Origin of the sequence: Tardiphaga sp. OK246 (assembly GCF_900188215.1) — a bacterium.
GTDB classification, from domain to species: domain Bacteria; phylum Pseudomonadota; class Alphaproteobacteria; order Rhizobiales; family Xanthobacteraceae; genus Tardiphaga; species Tardiphaga robiniae.
This window is the reverse complement of the sequence record NZ_FZOX01000001.1, coordinates 229955-246203: the sequence shown is the minus strand read 5'-3', so window position 1 is coordinate 246203 and position 16249 is coordinate 229955. Positions and strand designations below refer to the sequence as shown.

Below are 16249 nucleotides of genomic sequence, written 5' to 3'. Positions count from 1 at the left end.
CTGGATTGAGAAAAATGTATGTCAGGCAGCATTCGGCAATGGAAGATCACGCTGCCGCGATCTGTGTGTGAAGGTGCCGCGATGTGCTGTTATCAGCGAGTGCGCGCCGCAGCACGATGATATAGAAAGCGACCATCACCAGAAAGCCGAGCGGCAGTTCGATGGCGCCAGCGATGCTGCGCGTCAGCAGCGGCATGATCCAGGTCAATGCGAGCAGGCTGATCTCGCCCGCGCGAAAGCCATGATCGAGTCCATGCCGCGCGAAGAAGGCGATGGCGATGGCGAGCACCATGAGATCGTAGTCGAGCACATAGGGCGTCGCCAGCAGACTGCCGACCGCGAGCGCTGTTGCCTTGAGTTCGAACGCTGCATGGCTGCGCCATAGCCACATCAGACTGATGGCAATGCCGGCTGCGAGACTGAACTGTGCGGCATAAGCGACAGGAAGACCGGCGCCCCACATCCGTGTTGCGGCGAAGATCGACTGGATTTTCTGCCACCCGGTGCCGCCTTGTTCGAGTACGACATCGCGAGTGAAAGCAGTGGAGTCGGCAAAGGCCTGCCAGATGCTGGCGCCGAACAACCCCGTGCTCAATACGATGAGGACAGCGACGGTGAGTGCGGCCGATACCATCGTGATCCAGCGTCTGTCGGCGAGCAGGGCGAGAGGAATCAGCACACCGAATTGCGGCTTGTAGGCCAATAGCCCGATCAACGCGCCGGCCAGCCACGGCCGGCGATGTAGCAGAAGCAATGCGCCGCCCAGCAGTGCGGTGGTTAGAAATCCGTTATGGCCGTGACCGACATTTATGAAGACGGCAGGAAAGGCGGCGGCCACCAGCAGCGTTTCCCGGCGGGGCAGGATCGTGCGGATCGCGGCGAGGTAGGCGGCGAAGCTGGCGACGAGCCACAGACCGAGCCCCCATCCATAGGGTACCGTGGCCACCAGCGCGGCAATTCCGAGAAAGAACGGCGGATAGTGCCAGCCGTAGAACGGCACATCGCGGCCGAACACCCGCTGTTCCGCGGCATGTTGCAGGGCGGGATCATACGCGTCGGCGGGTTTGCCTTCGAGGGTGAGCCGGCCCGCCGCATAGATGTTGGAAAAGTCGGTCCCGATCGGCTTGCCATTGCGGTCGATCGCGCCGTCCGAGACCGCAATCCAGCCGGCGAAGGCCAATGTGCCCAAAGCGAGCACGATCAGGCTGTAAGCCCGCACGCGTTCGAGGGTCAGCCATGCGCCGCTTTCAATGTGCTGCCAGATCCAGATCATTTTAAGGGTGCATTTTGGCCCAAATCGTCGATTGCGACGTGCGGTTGACGCTACCGTCCCCCGTTTAACGCTTGCTGAATTGCATCACTTCCAGATGTGTTTTTGCCCAAGCTTCTTGCGATGCAACGTCGCACGCACTAGGGTGCGCCGATCCCAGCAGGATCAGCCATTTTGACGTCGCCGACCGCGGGTCCGCGACCTTTCTCAGGAGAAGATGATGTCGTTTTTGTCCGCTGCGCTCGACCGTGTGAAGCCGTCCGCGACGATCGCGGTGACGGATAAAGCACGTGCGCTGAAAGCAGCCGGCCGCAACGTCATCGGTCTTGGTTCGGGCGAGCCCGATTTCGACACCCCGGCGAACATCAAGCTGGCAGCGATTCACGCCATCGAGGCCGGCAAGACCAAGTACACCGCCGTGGACGGTATTCCCGAACTGAAGGAAGCCATTATCGGCAAGTTTCAGCGCGAGAATGGCCTGACCTACAAGCCGAACCAGATCATCGTCGGCACCGGCGGCAAGCAGGTGCTCTACAACGCGCTGATGGCGACGCTGAACCCGGGTGACGAAGTCATCATCCCGGCGCCGTATTGGGTGAGCTATCCGGAAATGGTGGCGCTGGCCGGCGGCACGCCCGTGTCCGTGGTCTGCACCGCAGAATTCGGCTTCAAGCTGCAGGCTTCAGCGCTGGAAGCAGCGATCACGCCGAAGACCAAGTGGATCATCCTGTGCTCGCCGTCGAACCCGACGGGCGCCGCCTACAAGAAGTCGGAGCTCAAGGCGCTGACCGATGTCCTCGTGAAGCATCCTCACGTTTGGGTGATGACCGACGATATGTATGAGCACCTCGTCTATGACGACTTCGAATTCACCACGCCGGCACAGATCGAACCGTCCCTGTTCAATCGCACGCTGACCGTGAACGGCGTCTCCAAGGCTTACTGCATGACCGGCTGGCGCATCGGTTACGCCGGTGGTCCCGCCGAGCTCATCAAGGCAATGGCGACGATCCAGTCGCAATCGACCTCGAACCCGTCGTCGATCGCACAGTGGGCGGCGGTGGAAGCCTTGAACGGTCCGCAGGATTTCATCCCGAAGAACAATGCTGTGTTCAAGGAGCGCCGCGATCTCGTGGTGGCAATGCTGAATCAGGCCTCGGGCATCAACTGCCCGCGCCCGGAAGGCGCATTCTACGTCTATCCGTCCTGCGCCGGCACCATCGGCAAGACTGCGCCTTCGGGCAAGGTTATCGCCAATGACGAAGACTTCGTCACAGAACTGTTGGAAACCGAAGGCGTGGCGGTGGTGCAGGGTTCGGCCTTCGGCCTTGGCCCGGCATTCCGCATCTCCTACGCGACGAAGACGTCCGATCTCGAAGATGCCTGCAAGCGCATCCAGCGCTTCTGCGGAAATCTTCGGTAACAAAACCCGCTCCGAAACTTTTGACGGTTTCGGGGCTTATTCCGGGAAGCGCCTTGTTTTCGACACGGCGCTTCCTTCTTGTCCCCTCGCTATCAAAATCCCCAAGGTGGAGTAACACTATGCGACTTTCCAAGATGTTCGGCCTGACGGCCGTGGCCTTTGCGGCGTCGGTTGCGACCGCAAATGCACAGCAGCCTGGCAGCGTTCAGGTTGGCGTGCTGGAGTGCCGTGGCGGCCAGAACGTCGGCTACGTGGTCGGTTCGAATGCGCACCTCAACTGCGTCTTCCAGAGCGCCGGTGGCCGCGCCGAAGGTTACGTCGCCAACATCCGCCGTTTCGGCCTTGATCTCGGCTTCACCGAAAACACCACGGTGCAGTGGGCTGCCTTCGCTCCGACCACCCGCGTGCCGCGCGGCGCACTGGCCGGCAGCTACGGCGGCGTTGGTACCAACGCATCGGTTGGCCTCGGTTTCGGCGGCAACTTCCTCGTTGGCGGTCCGGGCAACACCTATTCGCTGCAGCCGATCTCGGTGCAGGGCCAGACCGGCTTGAACGTCGCCAGCGGCATCGTGCAGCTCGAACTGGAAGCGACCGGTCCGGTCAGCGGTCATCGCTACAACAAGAAGCGCCGTCATCGCAGCCATCGCTAAGCGATCGCCAGCGATCGCTGTGATCGCGTAAGCGATCCGGCAAGGTTAACGAAAAGGCCCGCGCGAGCGGGCCTTTTTTGTTGCGCGCGCTGCGCGTGCGCCGCTGTCATTGGGCGGTATCATTAGCTATGGATAGTCGATCTACATCCTTACTTCCGTTCATCACCCGGAGATTCCTGATGGTCCGCCTCTCATCGCTTGTTCTCGGTATCGCTGCCGCCGCCTTTTTCACTGCATCGCAAGCGCAGTCGCAGCAAGGCGTGCAGGTCGGCGTCTTGAACTGCCGGGGCGGAGCCAGCGTCGGATTCGTCGTGGGCTCGGTGACCAATCTCGGCTGCGTGCTCACCGGCACCGGTCGTCCGGACCAGCCTTATGTCGCCACGATCCGCAAGGTGGGCATCGATCTCGGTATTACCGAACAGACCGCGCTATCCTGGGCCGTGTTCGTGCCGGTGAACTATAGCGGTCCCGGCGATCTGTCCGGCAACTATGCGGGCGCACAGGGCAGTGCGTCGGTTGGTGTCGGCGTCGGCGCGAATGTCCTGGTTGGCGGTTCGCAAAACGCCTTCTCCCTGCAGCCGCTCAGTCTGCAGGGGTCGGTGGGGCTGAATGTCGCCGCCGGCCTGCAGAGCCTGGAGTTGCGCCCCGGTCGCTGATCCCGCGGCGATCGCTCACACAAATTCATCCGGCTTCGCCCATGGCGGAGCCGGATTTTTTATGGCGCAATCCGATCACGTTCATCGCAGCGCAGCAACTTTTCCATCTTGCCAAATATCCGGACCGGGCGGAGCATTGACCGCCGACCCAATCATGGGCCGAGCTCCACATGAGGAGGCGGCAATGGGACAAGACCTGAGAAGTCCCCGCGGTCCACAAGGCAATGCCGCAAAGTGCATTGCGCTGGTGGGCCCTTTCCAGAGCGGAAAAACCACACTGCTTGAAGCGATCATGGCCCGCACCGGGGCGATCCCGCGGGCCGGCAGCGTCGACAATGGGACAAGCATCGGCGATGCCAATGCGGAAGCCAGAGCCCACAAGATGGGCGTCGGCCTGACGGCGGCGACCACCACCTTCATGGGCGACAGCTACACATTCATCGACTGTCCGGGCTCGGTGGAATTCGCACATGACATGCGCGCGGCATTACCCGCCGTCGATGCAGCCATCGTGGTTTGCGAGGCGGATGCGCGAAAATTGCCGCAGCTGCAATTGATCCTGCGCGAACTCGAAGACCTCGGCATTCCCAGATTTCTGTTTCTCAACAAGATCGACCGCGCCCACAAGCGCGTGCGCGAGACGCTGGCGACATTGCAGCCGGCCTCGCGCGTGCCGCTGGTGCTGCGGCAGATCCCGATCTGGAACGGCGATCTGGTCGCCGGTTTCGTCGATCTCGCGCTGGAGCGCGCTTTCGTCTATCGCGAGCACAAGGCGTCCGAAGTCATCAAGCTCGAAGGCGGCGATCTCGATCGGGAGAAGGAGGCGCGTTTCTCCATGCTGGAGAGGCTTGCGGATCATGACGACGCGCTGATGGAGCAGTTGCTTGACGACATCGCGCCGCCGGCTGACGCCGTGTTCGACGATCTCGCGCGCGAATTGCGCGAAGGTCTGATCTGTCCGGTGCTGCTGGGCTCGGCAATGCGCGAGAATGGCGTGCTGCGGCTGATGAAGGCGCTACGCCACGAGGCACCCGGCGTGGCCGAGACGGCCAAGCGCCTCGGCGTGCCTGACAGCAAGGATGCGATCGGTTACGTGTTCAAGAGCAGCCATCTACAGCATGGCGGCAAGCTGTCTTACGCGCGCGTGCTGAGTGGTCATCTCGATGATGGCGCAACATTGCTGTCCTCGTCGGGCGAAAGCGGGCGTGTCTCCGGCATTCTTGCGGCGAGCGGCGGGCATGACAGCAAGCGCGCATCGGCCGAAGCGGGCGAGACCGTCGCGCTCGGCAAGCTCGATCATGTCAGGACCGGCGACACGATCTCGACCGGCAAGACTGCGCCGGCCTCTGTCGTGAGTGTCATAGCTGCATCGCCCGTGCTGGCGATGGCGCTAGCGTCCGCCGATCGCAAGGACGACGTCAAGCTCGGGCAGGCGCTGTTGCGGCTGACCGAGGAAGATCCGTCGCTTGCGGTGGTCAATAATGCGCAGACCCATGACGTGGTGTTGTGGGGGCAGGGCGAGATGCATCTGCGCGTGGCGATGGAGCGCCTGCACGAGCGCTTCGGCATCAACGTCAAATCGCATGCGCCGGTGATCGGCTATCAGGAGACCATCCGTAAACCGATCACCCAGCGCGGCAGGCACAAGAAGCAGTCCGGCGGTCACGGCCAGTTTGGCGACGTTGTGCTGGAGATCGGCCCGTTGCCGCGCGGCGAGGGCTTTGCATTCCAGGAAAAGGTGGTCGGCGGCGCGGTGCCGCGCAACTACATTCCCGCGGTGCAGGAGGGCGTCGTCGACGGGTTGCAGCGTGGCCCGCTCGGTTTTCCTGTCATCGACGTGCAGGTGACGCTCACCGACGGGTCCTATCACAGCGTGGATTCTTCCGATCAGGCGTTCCGGACCGCTGCCCGGATCGGTTTCACCGAGGCGCTGCCGCAATGCCAGCCGGTGCTGCTGGAGCCGATCCATACGGTGGAGATCGTCTGTCCCACCGAGGCCACGGCCAAGGTCAACGCCATTCTGTCAGGACGGCGCGGCCAGATCCTCGGCTTCGATACCCGTGACAACTGGCCGGGCTGGGACACGGTGCGCGCGATGTTGCCGGAAGCGGAGATCGGCGACCTGATCGTCGAGTTGCGTTCGGCCACCGCGGGTGCCGGCAGCTTCACCCGCAGCTTCGACCACATGGCCGAAGTCTCGGGCCGCGCCGCCGACCAGATCGTTGCGGCGCATCGGGTGGCGGCTTAGTACAGTGGCCCATGACGCTTGGACCGCGGGTTGTAATCATTGGCAATAGCGGCTCGGGCAAGAGCACGCTGGCGCGGCAGCTTGAAAGCCGCGTCGGCGGCGAACGCACGGATCTCGATCATATCCATTGGCTGGACAAAGTCGGTGTGAAGCGCGACGAGGGGCAGGCCAAAGAACTGGTGGCCGCCCTTGCCGTGAAGTCGAACTGGATCATCGAAGGCGTTTACGGCTGGCTGGTCGAAGCGGCATTGCCGCGCGCCACAGCATTGATCTGGCTCGACATGAGCCCGGAGGTTTGTCGTGATAGCCTCGCTCTCCGGGGCCCCTGGGGTGGCGCGACGGCCGAGGAACATGCAGATTTTTTGGCTTGGGCCGAGGCCTACTGGCAGCGCAAAACGTCGAGTTCGTTCGCTGGCCACCTGGCGCTGTTCGACGACTTCGGCGGCGTCAAACGACGCCTGACATCGCGCGCCGCTGTCACCCAGTTCGTGGCGACCATGGCGGCTTCGCCGCTCAAGTGATGTTTTATACATCATTGAAGATATCTCACATATGATATAAGACTCGTGAAACTGGAAACCGCCCTTGATTACATCGTTTCAGATGCGGGCCGCCCGTGCGCTGCTGGGTATCGATCAAAAGCGGCTGGCCGAAATGGCCGGCGTGTCGCTACCGACCATCCAGCGCATGGAAGCGAGCGAAGGCAATGTCAGGGGCGTAGTGGATTCGCTGATCAAGGTTGTCGATGCCCTCGATCGCTCAGGCGTCGATTTGATCGGCGAGAACGTCCGCAGCGATTCCGGCGGACGAGGGGTGAGGCTGAAACAGCCCGGTCCACCACCGAAACTTGAAGAGCCAAAGCTGACGGATTGAGAACGGGCCGCGGCCTCGATCGAGATCCGCGGCAGGTGACAGGGGCGAGTCGGGAATGGACATGTCCAGAAATCGCGCGTGGGGGCCGCATCAGCCGACCTTCGCCGAACTGTTCACGCCGAAATTGATCACGGTGTTGCGCGAAGGCTACGGCATCGCCGATCTGCGCGCCGACATCTTGTCCGGCTTGACGGTGGCAATCGTCGCGCTTCCGTTGTCCATGGCGATTGCCATAGCCTCGGGGACGTCGCCGGATCGTGGCCTCATCACCGCTGTGATCGGCGGCTTCCTCGTGTCTGCGCTGGGTGGAAGCCGCTTTCAGATCGGCGGTCCAGCCGGCGCCTTCATCGTGCTGGTGGCTGCCACCGTGAGCCGCCATGGCATCGACGGACTGATCCTCGCGACCATGCTCTCTGGCGTGTTCCTGATGGTGGCGGGCTATTTGAAGCTCGGCACTTACATCAAGTTCATTCCCTATCCGGTCACGGTGGGATTTACCGCCGGTATTGCCGTCATTATTTTCGCCAGCCAGATCAGGGATCTCCTCGGGCTCACACTCACCGGCAAGGAGCCTGGCGAACTGATCCCGAAGCTGCAGGTGCTCGGAAGTGCGATCCACACCGTCAACCTGTCGGCCGCCGCGATCACCATCGCGACCATTGCGATCATCCTTCTGCTCAAGAAGCTGCGGCCTTCCTGGCCCGGCATTCTGATCGCGGTTGCCGCAAGCGCGGTCGCGGCATGGTTCTTTGCGCTGCCGGTTGAAACCATCGGCACCAAGTTCGGCGGCATTCCGCAATCCTTTCCGCTGCCGTCGCTTCCCGCGATTTCCCTGGCAAAGCTGCAGGCCATTCTGCCGGACGCCATCTCCTTTGCGCTGCTGGGCGCGATTGAATCTTTGCTCTCAGCTGTCGTCGCTGACGGCATGACCGGCCGGCGGCATCGCTCCAATTGCGAACTGGTGGCGCAGGGCATCGCCAATATCGGCTCGGCGCTGTTCGGTGGAATCTGCGTGACCGGCACCATCGCGCGAACCGCCACCAATGTCCGCGCCGGCGCGCACGGCCCGATCTCGGGCATGCTGCATGCGGTATTCCTGCTGGTATTCATTCTCGTCGCGGCGCCATTGGCAAGTTACATTCCGCTGGCGGCGCTCGCCGCGGTGCTTGCCGTGGTCGCCTGGAACATGGCGGAGAAGCATGAATTCGCGACGTTACTGCGGTCATCATGGGGCGATGCTGCCGTGCTGTCGGCGACTTTCCTGCTAACGATCTTCCGCGATCTTACCGAAGGCATTGTGGTCGGCTTCGCGCTTGGCGCGATTCTGTTCATCAACCGCATGGCGCAAACAACCGGCATTGAGGCGGATAAGCCGCTGGTCGTGGCCGACAAGGCCGACGACGCCAATGGCGACCGAAAACCCTATGATCCCGGTCTCGCTGCCGATCCCGACGTCGTTGTCTATCGCATCACCGGCGCATTTTTCTTCGGCGCGGCCTCCACCATCGGATCTGTGCTCGAGGGCTTCTCGGATCGCCACAAGGCTTTTGTGATCGATTTTGCCGCGGTCCCCTTCCTGGATTCGACTGCTGCGAATGCGATCAAGGGCATTGCCGAGAAGGCAAAGCGACAAGGCGTCCGTGTCATTCTCACCGGCACCTCGCAGGGCGTGCGCCGGGCGCTGCTGACCCACGGCGCGCGACCGCCACTGGTGAAATACCGTGCTGATGTTGCAGTGGCCGTCAGCGAGATCAAGATCCGACGCGCTGCAGCGATCCAGGAGACGTCGAGCTGATGGCATCGGCAGTTGCTCGCAGCTGCAGTATTGATCGTCTGCATGGTTGTCGGACTTGCTGTGCGCTGCAAACTGTCTGATGATTAAGAGCCCCTGCATGATTTTTATGCTACGCACGCTTCCGCTTGAAGCGAAGGATGAATGATGCCGAACGAGACCACGCCCCGCGCCGCCTGTTTGATCGGCTGGCCTGCCGCGCATTCGCGCTCGCCGCTGATCCACCATCACTGGCTGCGCAGCATGGATATTCCGGGCGGTTACAGCATCGAGTCGATCCCGCCGGAAGGCGTAGCCGAATTCGTGATGAACCTCTCCAAGCACGGTTACATCGGCGCCAATGTCACGATCCCGCACAAGGAGCGTGTGCTGAAGCTGACCTCACCGGATCGCCGCGCGCGCGCAGTCGGTGCCGCCAACACGCTATGGTACGACCACGGCACGCTGCGCGCGACCAATACGGATATAGAAGGCTTCATCGACAATCTCGATCATGCAGCTCACGATTGGGACCACACGGACGATGCACTGGTGCTCGGCGCGGGCGGTTCGTCGCGTGCAGTGGTGTTCGGATTGCTCGAACGCGGAATCAAACATGTCTATGTCGCCAATCGCAGTCTCGATCGCGCCGAGGCGATGGCAGCGCAATTCGGCTCGCAGGTGGTGCCGCTGGCGTGGGAGAATGTCGCCAGCATGTTGCCGCGCGCATCCTTGCTGGTGAACACCACGTCGCTCGGCATGAGCGGCCAGCCGCCACTGACCATCGATCTCGATCTGTTGCCAGACCAGGCGGTCGTCGCCGATCTCGTTTACGTGCCGCTCGACACTCCGCTGCTCGCCGGCGCCCGCACGAGGGGCCTCCGCACCGCTGATGGTCTCGGCATGCTGTTGTATCAGGCCGTGCGTGGCTTCGAGCTCTGGTTCGGGCAGCGCCCCGATGTGACGCCGGAACTGCGTCGCCTCGTCGAGGCCGACCTCACAGTGGCGTGAGCGGGGAATAGCTATTTGGCCTTGGGGTTTCCATCTGCAGCGGTGGGCGCTGCCTTCAAAGGAAATTCCCCTATGGTTCAGATCGTATCGACTTCGGCTCGCTTGTTCGCGGGCTCACTTCTTGCTGGTTCATTGCTGATTTCCGCCGCATCGGCGCAGCAGCCGCAACCCCTGCGCATCCGTGGTGCCATCGAGGCCGTCGATGGCGCGGTGCTGACGATCAAGACGCGCGAAGGCGATGAGCGCAAAGTGAAGATGACGGACAATGTCACCGTCACCGGCATTGCCAGAACGACAATGGCCGAGGTGAAGCCCGGCTCCTATATCGGCGTGACCGGCATGCCGCAGGCCGATGGCACGCAGAAGGCCATCGCGATCCATATCTTTCCAGAAGCGATGCGCGGCACCGGCGAAGGCTCGCGCCCCTGGGATCTGCGCCCCAACAGCAGCATGACCAATGCCACCGTCGATCAGAAGGTCCAGGCCTCCGATGGCCAGACGGTGACGGTGAAGTACAAGGACGGGGAAAAGAAAGTGACCGTGACGCCTGACACACCCATCGTGACATTCGTGCCGGGCAACAAGGATGAACTCAAGCCTGGCGCCAAGATCATCATCATGGGCGCTACCAAGAAGGATGACGGCACCTTCGAGACGGCGCGGGTTAATGTTGGGCTGGATGGGTTGACGCCGCCGATGTGAGCTAGAAAGCTTGAACTAGAACACCATCGTCATGCCCGGCCTTGTGCCGGGCATCCACGTCTTGGGCAAGGCAGAAAGACGTGGATGGCCGGGACAAGCCCGGCCATGACGACTGAGAGAGGCATTCAGCCCACCAAAACGTGCCTGTCGATCTCGGCGATCGAATTCACGCCGCACAGGCCCATGGTCACGCTGAGTTCGTTGCGCAGGATGTCCAGCGCCTTGGTCACGCCGGGGCCGCCATAGGCGCCGAGACCGTAGATATAGGCGCGGCCGATCATGCAGGACTTGGCGCCGAGGGCGAGCGCACGCATCACGTCCTGCCCCGAGCGGATGCCGCTGTCGAACATCACTTCGATCTCCGAGCCGACGGCATCGGCGACCCCTGGCAGCACCGAGATTGACGATGGCGCGCCGTCGAGCTGACGTCCGCCGTGGTTGGAGACGACCATCGCCTGCGCGCCGACCTTCACGGCTTCGCGGGCATCCTCGATATCGTGAATGCCCTTGATCACGATCTTGCCGGGCCAGATGCTGCGGATCCAGTCGAGATCCTTCCAGTTCAGCGACGCATCGAATTGCGATGCCGTCCACTCCGCCACTGAGCCGAGATCGTTGGTGTTCTTCACGAAGCCGGCGATGTTGCCGAAGTTGCGCCGCTTGGCTTTCAGCGTCCGCACTAGCCAGCCGGGCTTGCTCATGAAATCGATCAGGTTCTTCACATTCAAGATCTGAGGCGGCACCGACAGGCCATTCTTGATGTCGGCATGACGCTGGCCGATCACCTGCAGATCGACGGTCAGCACCAGCGCGCTGCACTTCGCCTTGATGGCGCGCTCGATCAATTCCTTGATGAAGCCGCGATCCTTCATGACATAGAGCTGAAACCAGAACGGCTTTTCGACATTCTCGGCGACGTCTTCGATCGAATTGATCGACATCGTCGAGAGCGTATAGGGAATGCCCGCCGCCTGCGCCGCCCGGCAGGCGTGAATTTCGCCGTCGCCATATTGCAAGCCGGTTGAGCCGACCGGCGCGCAGATCAGCGGCATGGTGGCCTTCGCACCGAGGATGGTCGTCGAGGTGTCGCGATTGGCGATGTCGACCAGAATACGCTGGCGGAACTTCAGCTTCTGCAGATCCTCGCAATTTGCACGGAACGTGTCTTCGCTATAGGAGCCATGGTCGACATAATCGAAGAACGCCTTCGGCACGTTGCGCTTGTGCTCGAGGCGAAGATCTTCGATGCAGGTGATATGCTTCATGAGATGTCCCAGCCGTTCTTGTCTTTGCTTGTATTTGCTTGTTTCGGTGTCATCTAGCATGGTTAGGCGGTCCGCCATATCATCCTTGTCATTGGAATGTCGTCGAAATTGAAGGAGGCCAGAATGTCCGGCTCCAAGACAAATCCAGCAGGCCACGGGGCCGGCAAGGCTCCCGGCAAGGCAGCCGAGGACGAAGAAAAGCGACAGCTGGAAGTTGCGCTGGACGAAGGGTTGGAGGAGACTTTTCCGGGCTCCGATCCGGTCAGTGTGACCCAGCCTGCCCATTCAAAGGCGGACGCGCATATCAAGCGAAAGGGTTGAGCGGCCGGGTTCCGGTCAGCCGATGCTCCATCGAAGGCATTACATGAAAGGTAAGGTATATAAGTAATATCAATGGCTTGTCGTCGATCGCGTGCTCCGGGCCTTGGTAATGATTCATCATATTTTTTGAAGCGATTTTAGGGGCCGTAGCCTTATAAGTCCGTCACATATATGGCGCTGCCAATGGGTCAGTCGCCTGAGACAGGGTTTTGAGCCCTCGCGCAAGGCGCGAGGGCATTGGGGGTTACCATGAGCCGTAAATATTTCGGGACAGACGGCATTCGCGGCCGCGCCAATGGTTTGATCACGCCGGAACTGGCACTGAAGGTTGGGCAGGCGGCAGGTCTTGTGTTTCAGCGCGGCGAACACCGTCATCGTGTCGTGATCGGCAAGGACACCCGATTGTCCGGCTACATGATCGAAAATGCGATGGTGGCAGGCTTCACGTCGGTCGGCATGGATGTGCTGCTGGTCGGGCCGATGCCGACGCCCGCCGTGGCGATGCTGACCAAGTCGATGCGCGCCGATCTCGGCGTGATGATTTCCGCATCGCACAATCTGTTCGAGGACAACGGCATCAAGCTGTTCGGACCGCTCGGCTACAAGCTGTCGGACGATGTCGAGAAGCAGATCGAGGAATTGCTCGACGAGAATCTCGACAAGAGACTGTCGCAGAGCGCCAGCCTCGGTCGGGCGCGCCGCATCGACGGGGTGCATGATCGTTACATCGAATTTGCCAAACGCACGCTGCCACGAAATCTCAGCCTCGATGGTTTGCGTGTCGTCATCGATTGCGCCCATGGCGCCGCCTACAAGGTGGCGCCGGAGGCGCTCTGGGAACTCGGCGCGGACGTCATCTCCATCGGTGTCGAGCCGGATGGTTTCAACATCAACAAGGAATGCGGATCGACCGCACCGGAAGCGCTGAGTCGCAAGGTGCGCGAGATGCGCGCCGATATTGGCATTGCGCTGGATGGCGACGCCGATCGGCTGATCATGGTCGACGAGCGTGGCCATCTGGTCGATGGCGATCAGTTGCTCGCCGTTATCGCGCAGAGCTGGAAGGAAGACGGGAGGCTTGCCAAGCCGGGTATCGTCTCCACCGTGATGTCAAATCTCGGTCTGGAGCGCTTCCTGAAGGGGCAGGGCATCGACCTCATCCGCACCGCGGTGGGCGATCGCTATGTGCTCGAGCAGATGCTGCAGCACGGCTACAATGTCGGCGGCGAACCCTCCGGCCATATCATCATGTCGGACCATGCGACGACAGGCGACGGTTTCGTAGCCGCGCTGCAGGTGCTGGCCGTGGTGACCAAGCTCGGTCGGCCGGTGTCGGAAGTTTGCCACCTGTTCGATCCGTTGCCGCAGATTCTGAAGAATGTGCGTTATCGCAGCGGCAAGCCGCTCGATGATGCGGAAGTGAAATCCACCATCGCTGCCGGTGAACAGCGCCTCAACGGCCATGGCCGTCTCCTGATCCGCCCGTCGGGCACGGAGCCGGTCATCCGCGTGATGGGAGAGGGCGATGACCGCGTGATGGTCGAGGAAGTGGTGGATTCCATCGTTGACGCGCTGGGCCACGCAGCCGCGGCGTAAGCTTCCTGTTCGTTCGCTCTGGCCAAGGCGCCAGCGCGCGATGCCTGCCGAACTGACATGAAGAGCTGTCTTGTCCGAATTTGATCGGGCGAGGCGGCTCTTTTGCGTTTTGATAGTTCGCGTTGGAGCGCTTTCGAGCGAAGTGGGCACCGGTTCGCATCAAGGAAACGCGTCTCAAAAAAAAGCCGGAGCCTCGGTTCTGATCCGGTCAGAGCCGAAATCTCCGGGCAGGTAAGTCCTCGTTAACACCTGGCGATGCCGCGGCGCATTGCAGCGCGGTTTGATAGCAAGACATTGTTAGTAACTGTGGCGACGCAGTGGCGTGATGGAGTTTGCGTGCATTTTCGTCACCAAATATCAACCTTAAAAGTTAGGGTTAAGCGCCGCTTAAGGAGTTGGTGTCATCGTCCGTTTGTGAGTTTCCGAGTGTGAGGCCTCCATTAGTTGCCTCTTTGGCCCAAAAGGACGAAGCCAATGCGTAGCGTTAAATTCATTCTGGCCGCGGGCGCGGCTTCCCTGATGTCGACCGCCGTTCTCGCTGCCGACATGCCCATTGCTCCACCGCCTCAGATGTATGCGCCGCCGCCGGTCGAAGACTTCGGCGGTTGGTACCTGCGCGGCGATATCGGTTTCAGCAACCAGCGCGTCAAGAACATCGAGATGGGTGATGGTCGCAACGCCAATCTGCTCTCGCTTCAGCAGACCACTGCCTTCGATACGGCTGGCATCTTCCAGCTCGGTGTCGGTTATCAGTTCAACAACTGGTTCCGCGGTGACATCACCGGCCAGTATCGCGGCAATTCGAATTTCAAGGGCGCCGATCACGTAACGTTCCCGTCGAGCGGCCTCGTTGGTACCGGCGTGAACAACTATAACGCCACCAAGTCCGAATGGGTGGTGATGGCCAATGGTTACGTCGATCTCGGTACCTGGTGGTGCGTGACCCCGTTCGTCGGCGCCGGCGTCGGTATGGCTCGCGTTAATATCGGGAACTACACGGATAACGGTGCGATCAATGTCGGTTCTGCCGGCGGCGTGCCCTTCATCGGCGGCCCGTTCCCGAGCTACGCTAGTGCACCTGCTGCATCGAAGTGGAATTTCGCATGGGCCCTGCACACGGGCTTGGCTTACAAGGTCAATCCGGCAATGACCGTCGAACTCGGCTACAGCTACATGAATCTCGGCGATGGCCAGACCGGGCCGGTCTCGACCTATGACGGCTTCACCCGCGGCGTGGCGATGCAGTTCAAGGACATCACCTCGCATGACCTGAAGCTCGGCGTGCGCTGGAATCTCGACAGCCCGCCGGCCTATGCGCCGCCGCCGTTGATCCGCAAGGGCTAAAGCTAAGCGGATTGCCTCAACTATCTTAAGAGACCTTAACGGCGCGGGAGCTTCCCGCGCCGTTTTGTTTTGCACGGGTAGTATCATCGCAACCAATGATTAAGGTTAACAGCGGATGATCGGGACAGTTCGGTGAGTTGAGGAATTGTCGTGATGCGTAGACTTCTGATCACTGCAGCGCTGCTGGGCGCAGTGCAAACCGCTCAAGCCGCCGACATGCCGGAGTTCCCGGCGCTGCGCGGAGGCTTCCCGGAAGGTTTGAGCAAGACGTCGCGAACGTGGGAGGGAACCTACGTCGGCGGCCAGTTCGGATATTCCAATGCGAATATGGATTTCACGCGTTCGACTTCGGCGCTGACCGACACCATGCTCAAGAACGATGTGCTTCAGAGTTCGATCAATGGCTTTGACCTTATGGAAAAGACCCACAACAGCAGCACGGGATTTGGTGGCTTCGTCGGCCAAAACTGGCAGTGGGAAGACGCAGTTCTCGGCCTCGAAGCAAACTATAACCATTTTTCGGGCTTGAGTTCGGGGAGCGGCGGAGTGATGGCGCTTACCATCATCAACCCTCCGGGGTTGGTGAAGCCGGATACCGATACGTACTACTATGGGACGAGGCTGCGCGGTCAAGCTGCGCTCAATGTCCAGGATGCGTTGACGATGCGTGTCCGAGCCGGTTGGTCCGCAGGCGAGTTCATGCCGTATATGTTCGCTGGTGCGGCCATTGGACGGGTCGAGGCCTCGCGCTCGGCAACACTGGATGTTACGACGCGGGTCGATCGCACGACGACCGTTATAGATCCCGTCAGTGGTCTGGCATTTAACAGCACATCCACGATTTCGAATGGCAGCCGTCCGCAACAGTCTTTGGCCGAGAACCGTGGAAACAGCATCGTCGGTGGTTGGACCGTTGGCTTGGGTACCGAAGTCGCTCTGTTTGGAAATCTGTTTGCGCGCGCTGAATGGGAATATATCAGCTTCCTGAAGGTCAAGGACATTTCGGTGAACGTGAATAGCGTTCGCGGTGGCATCGGCTACAAGTTCTAAGTCCTGGCTGCTGCAAGTTGCGCGGCAGTCGCTCATATTGACATATGTTCTGGCTGGTGCTGCTTTGCT

Annotated in this window: 15 protein-coding genes; 13 read left to right on the top strand and 2 right to left on the bottom strand. The window is 61.0% G+C overall.

The genetic code is table 11. The features are described from left to right. Nucleotides 1-46 precede the first annotated feature (46 nt). Nucleotides 47-1273: a glycosyltransferase family 87 protein gene (locus tag CHC01_RS01155; protein WP_089261724.1), complete on the bottom strand. Its 1227-nt coding sequence runs from the start codon at nucleotides 1271-1273 to the stop codon at nucleotides 47-49. Nucleotides 1274-1490: 217 nt separating this feature from the next. Between CHC01_RS01155 and CHC01_RS01150 the strand changes: the two genes are divergently transcribed. The 9 genes from CHC01_RS01150 (at nucleotide 1491) to CHC01_RS01110 (ending at nucleotide 10604) form a co-directional block, all read left to right on the top strand. Next, nucleotides 1491-2693, top strand: a complete 1203-nt coding sequence (locus tag CHC01_RS01150; protein ID WP_068731379.1) for a pyridoxal phosphate-dependent aminotransferase — start codon at nucleotides 1491-1493, stop codon at nucleotides 2691-2693. Nucleotides 2694-2812: 119 nt separating this feature from the next. Continuing rightward, nucleotides 2813-3343 (top strand): DUF992 domain-containing protein, encoded by a 531-nt coding sequence (locus CHC01_RS01145; RefSeq protein ID WP_068731210.1) that lies wholly within the window; start codon nucleotides 2813-2815, stop codon nucleotides 3341-3343. Nucleotides 3344-3522: 179 nt separating this feature from the next. Beyond that, entirely contained in the window at nucleotides 3523-3999 is a 477-nt protein-coding gene (locus CHC01_RS01140; protein ID WP_068731211.1) for a DUF992 domain-containing protein, read from the top strand. A gap of 184 nt (nucleotides 4000-4183) precedes the next feature. Further along, entirely contained in the window at nucleotides 4184-6247 is a 2064-nt protein-coding gene (locus CHC01_RS01135) for an elongation factor G (protein WP_089261722.1), read from the top strand. 11 nt (nucleotides 6248-6258) lie between these two features. After that, on the top strand, nucleotides 6259-6768 hold the full coding sequence (locus tag CHC01_RS01130) for a P-loop NTPase family protein (protein WP_089261720.1): 510 nt from the start codon (nucleotides 6259-6261) through the stop codon (nucleotides 6766-6768). Nucleotides 6769-6832: 64 nt separating this feature from the next. Then, a complete protein-coding gene (locus tag CHC01_RS01125; RefSeq protein ID WP_089261718.1) occupies nucleotides 6833-7120 on the top strand; it encodes a helix-turn-helix domain-containing protein in 288 nt (95 codons plus the stop codon). 55 nt (nucleotides 7121-7175) lie between these two features. Next, complete coding sequence (locus tag CHC01_RS01120) at nucleotides 7176-8915, top strand: SulP family inorganic anion transporter (RefSeq protein ID WP_089261716.1); 1740 nt, start codon at nucleotides 7176-7178, stop codon at nucleotides 8913-8915. Between the two features lie 141 nt (nucleotides 8916-9056). Next, nucleotides 9057-9902: a shikimate dehydrogenase gene (locus CHC01_RS01115; protein ID WP_089261714.1), complete on the top strand. Its 846-nt coding sequence runs from the start codon at nucleotides 9057-9059 to the stop codon at nucleotides 9900-9902. A gap of 72 nt (nucleotides 9903-9974) precedes the next feature. Continuing rightward, nucleotides 9975-10604, top strand: a complete 630-nt coding sequence (locus CHC01_RS01110) for a hypothetical protein (protein ID WP_089261712.1) — start codon at nucleotides 9975-9977, stop codon at nucleotides 10602-10604. 125 nt (nucleotides 10605-10729) lie between these two features. Here CHC01_RS01110 and CHC01_RS01105 read toward each other — a convergent pair whose 3' ends face one another. Continuing rightward, entirely contained in the window at nucleotides 10730-11869 is a 1140-nt protein-coding gene (locus CHC01_RS01105) for an alpha-hydroxy acid oxidase (protein WP_089261710.1), read from the bottom strand. A gap of 123 nt (nucleotides 11870-11992) precedes the next feature. Between CHC01_RS01105 and CHC01_RS01100 the strand changes: the two genes are divergently transcribed. The 4 genes from CHC01_RS01100 to CHC01_RS01085 all read left to right on the top strand — a co-directional run bounded on the left by CHC01_RS01100 (nucleotide 11993) and on the right by CHC01_RS01085 (nucleotide 16180). Beyond that, entirely contained in the window at nucleotides 11993-12190 is a 198-nt protein-coding gene (locus tag CHC01_RS01100; protein ID WP_141137017.1) for a hypothetical protein, read from the top strand. Nucleotides 12191-12439: 249 nt separating this feature from the next. Next, nucleotides 12440-13786, top strand: a complete 1347-nt coding sequence (gene glmM, locus CHC01_RS01095; RefSeq protein WP_089261706.1) for a phosphoglucosamine mutase — start codon at nucleotides 12440-12442, stop codon at nucleotides 13784-13786. 474 nt (nucleotides 13787-14260) lie between these two features. Further along, nucleotides 14261-15130, top strand: coding sequence for an outer membrane protein (locus CHC01_RS01090; protein WP_089261704.1), 870 nt, complete (start codon nucleotides 14261-14263; stop codon nucleotides 15128-15130). A gap of 153 nt (nucleotides 15131-15283) precedes the next feature. Further along, nucleotides 15284-16180, top strand: coding sequence for an outer membrane protein (locus CHC01_RS01085; protein ID WP_089261702.1), 897 nt, complete (start codon nucleotides 15284-15286; stop codon nucleotides 16178-16180). The last annotated feature ends 69 nt before the right edge of the window (nucleotides 16181-16249 follow it).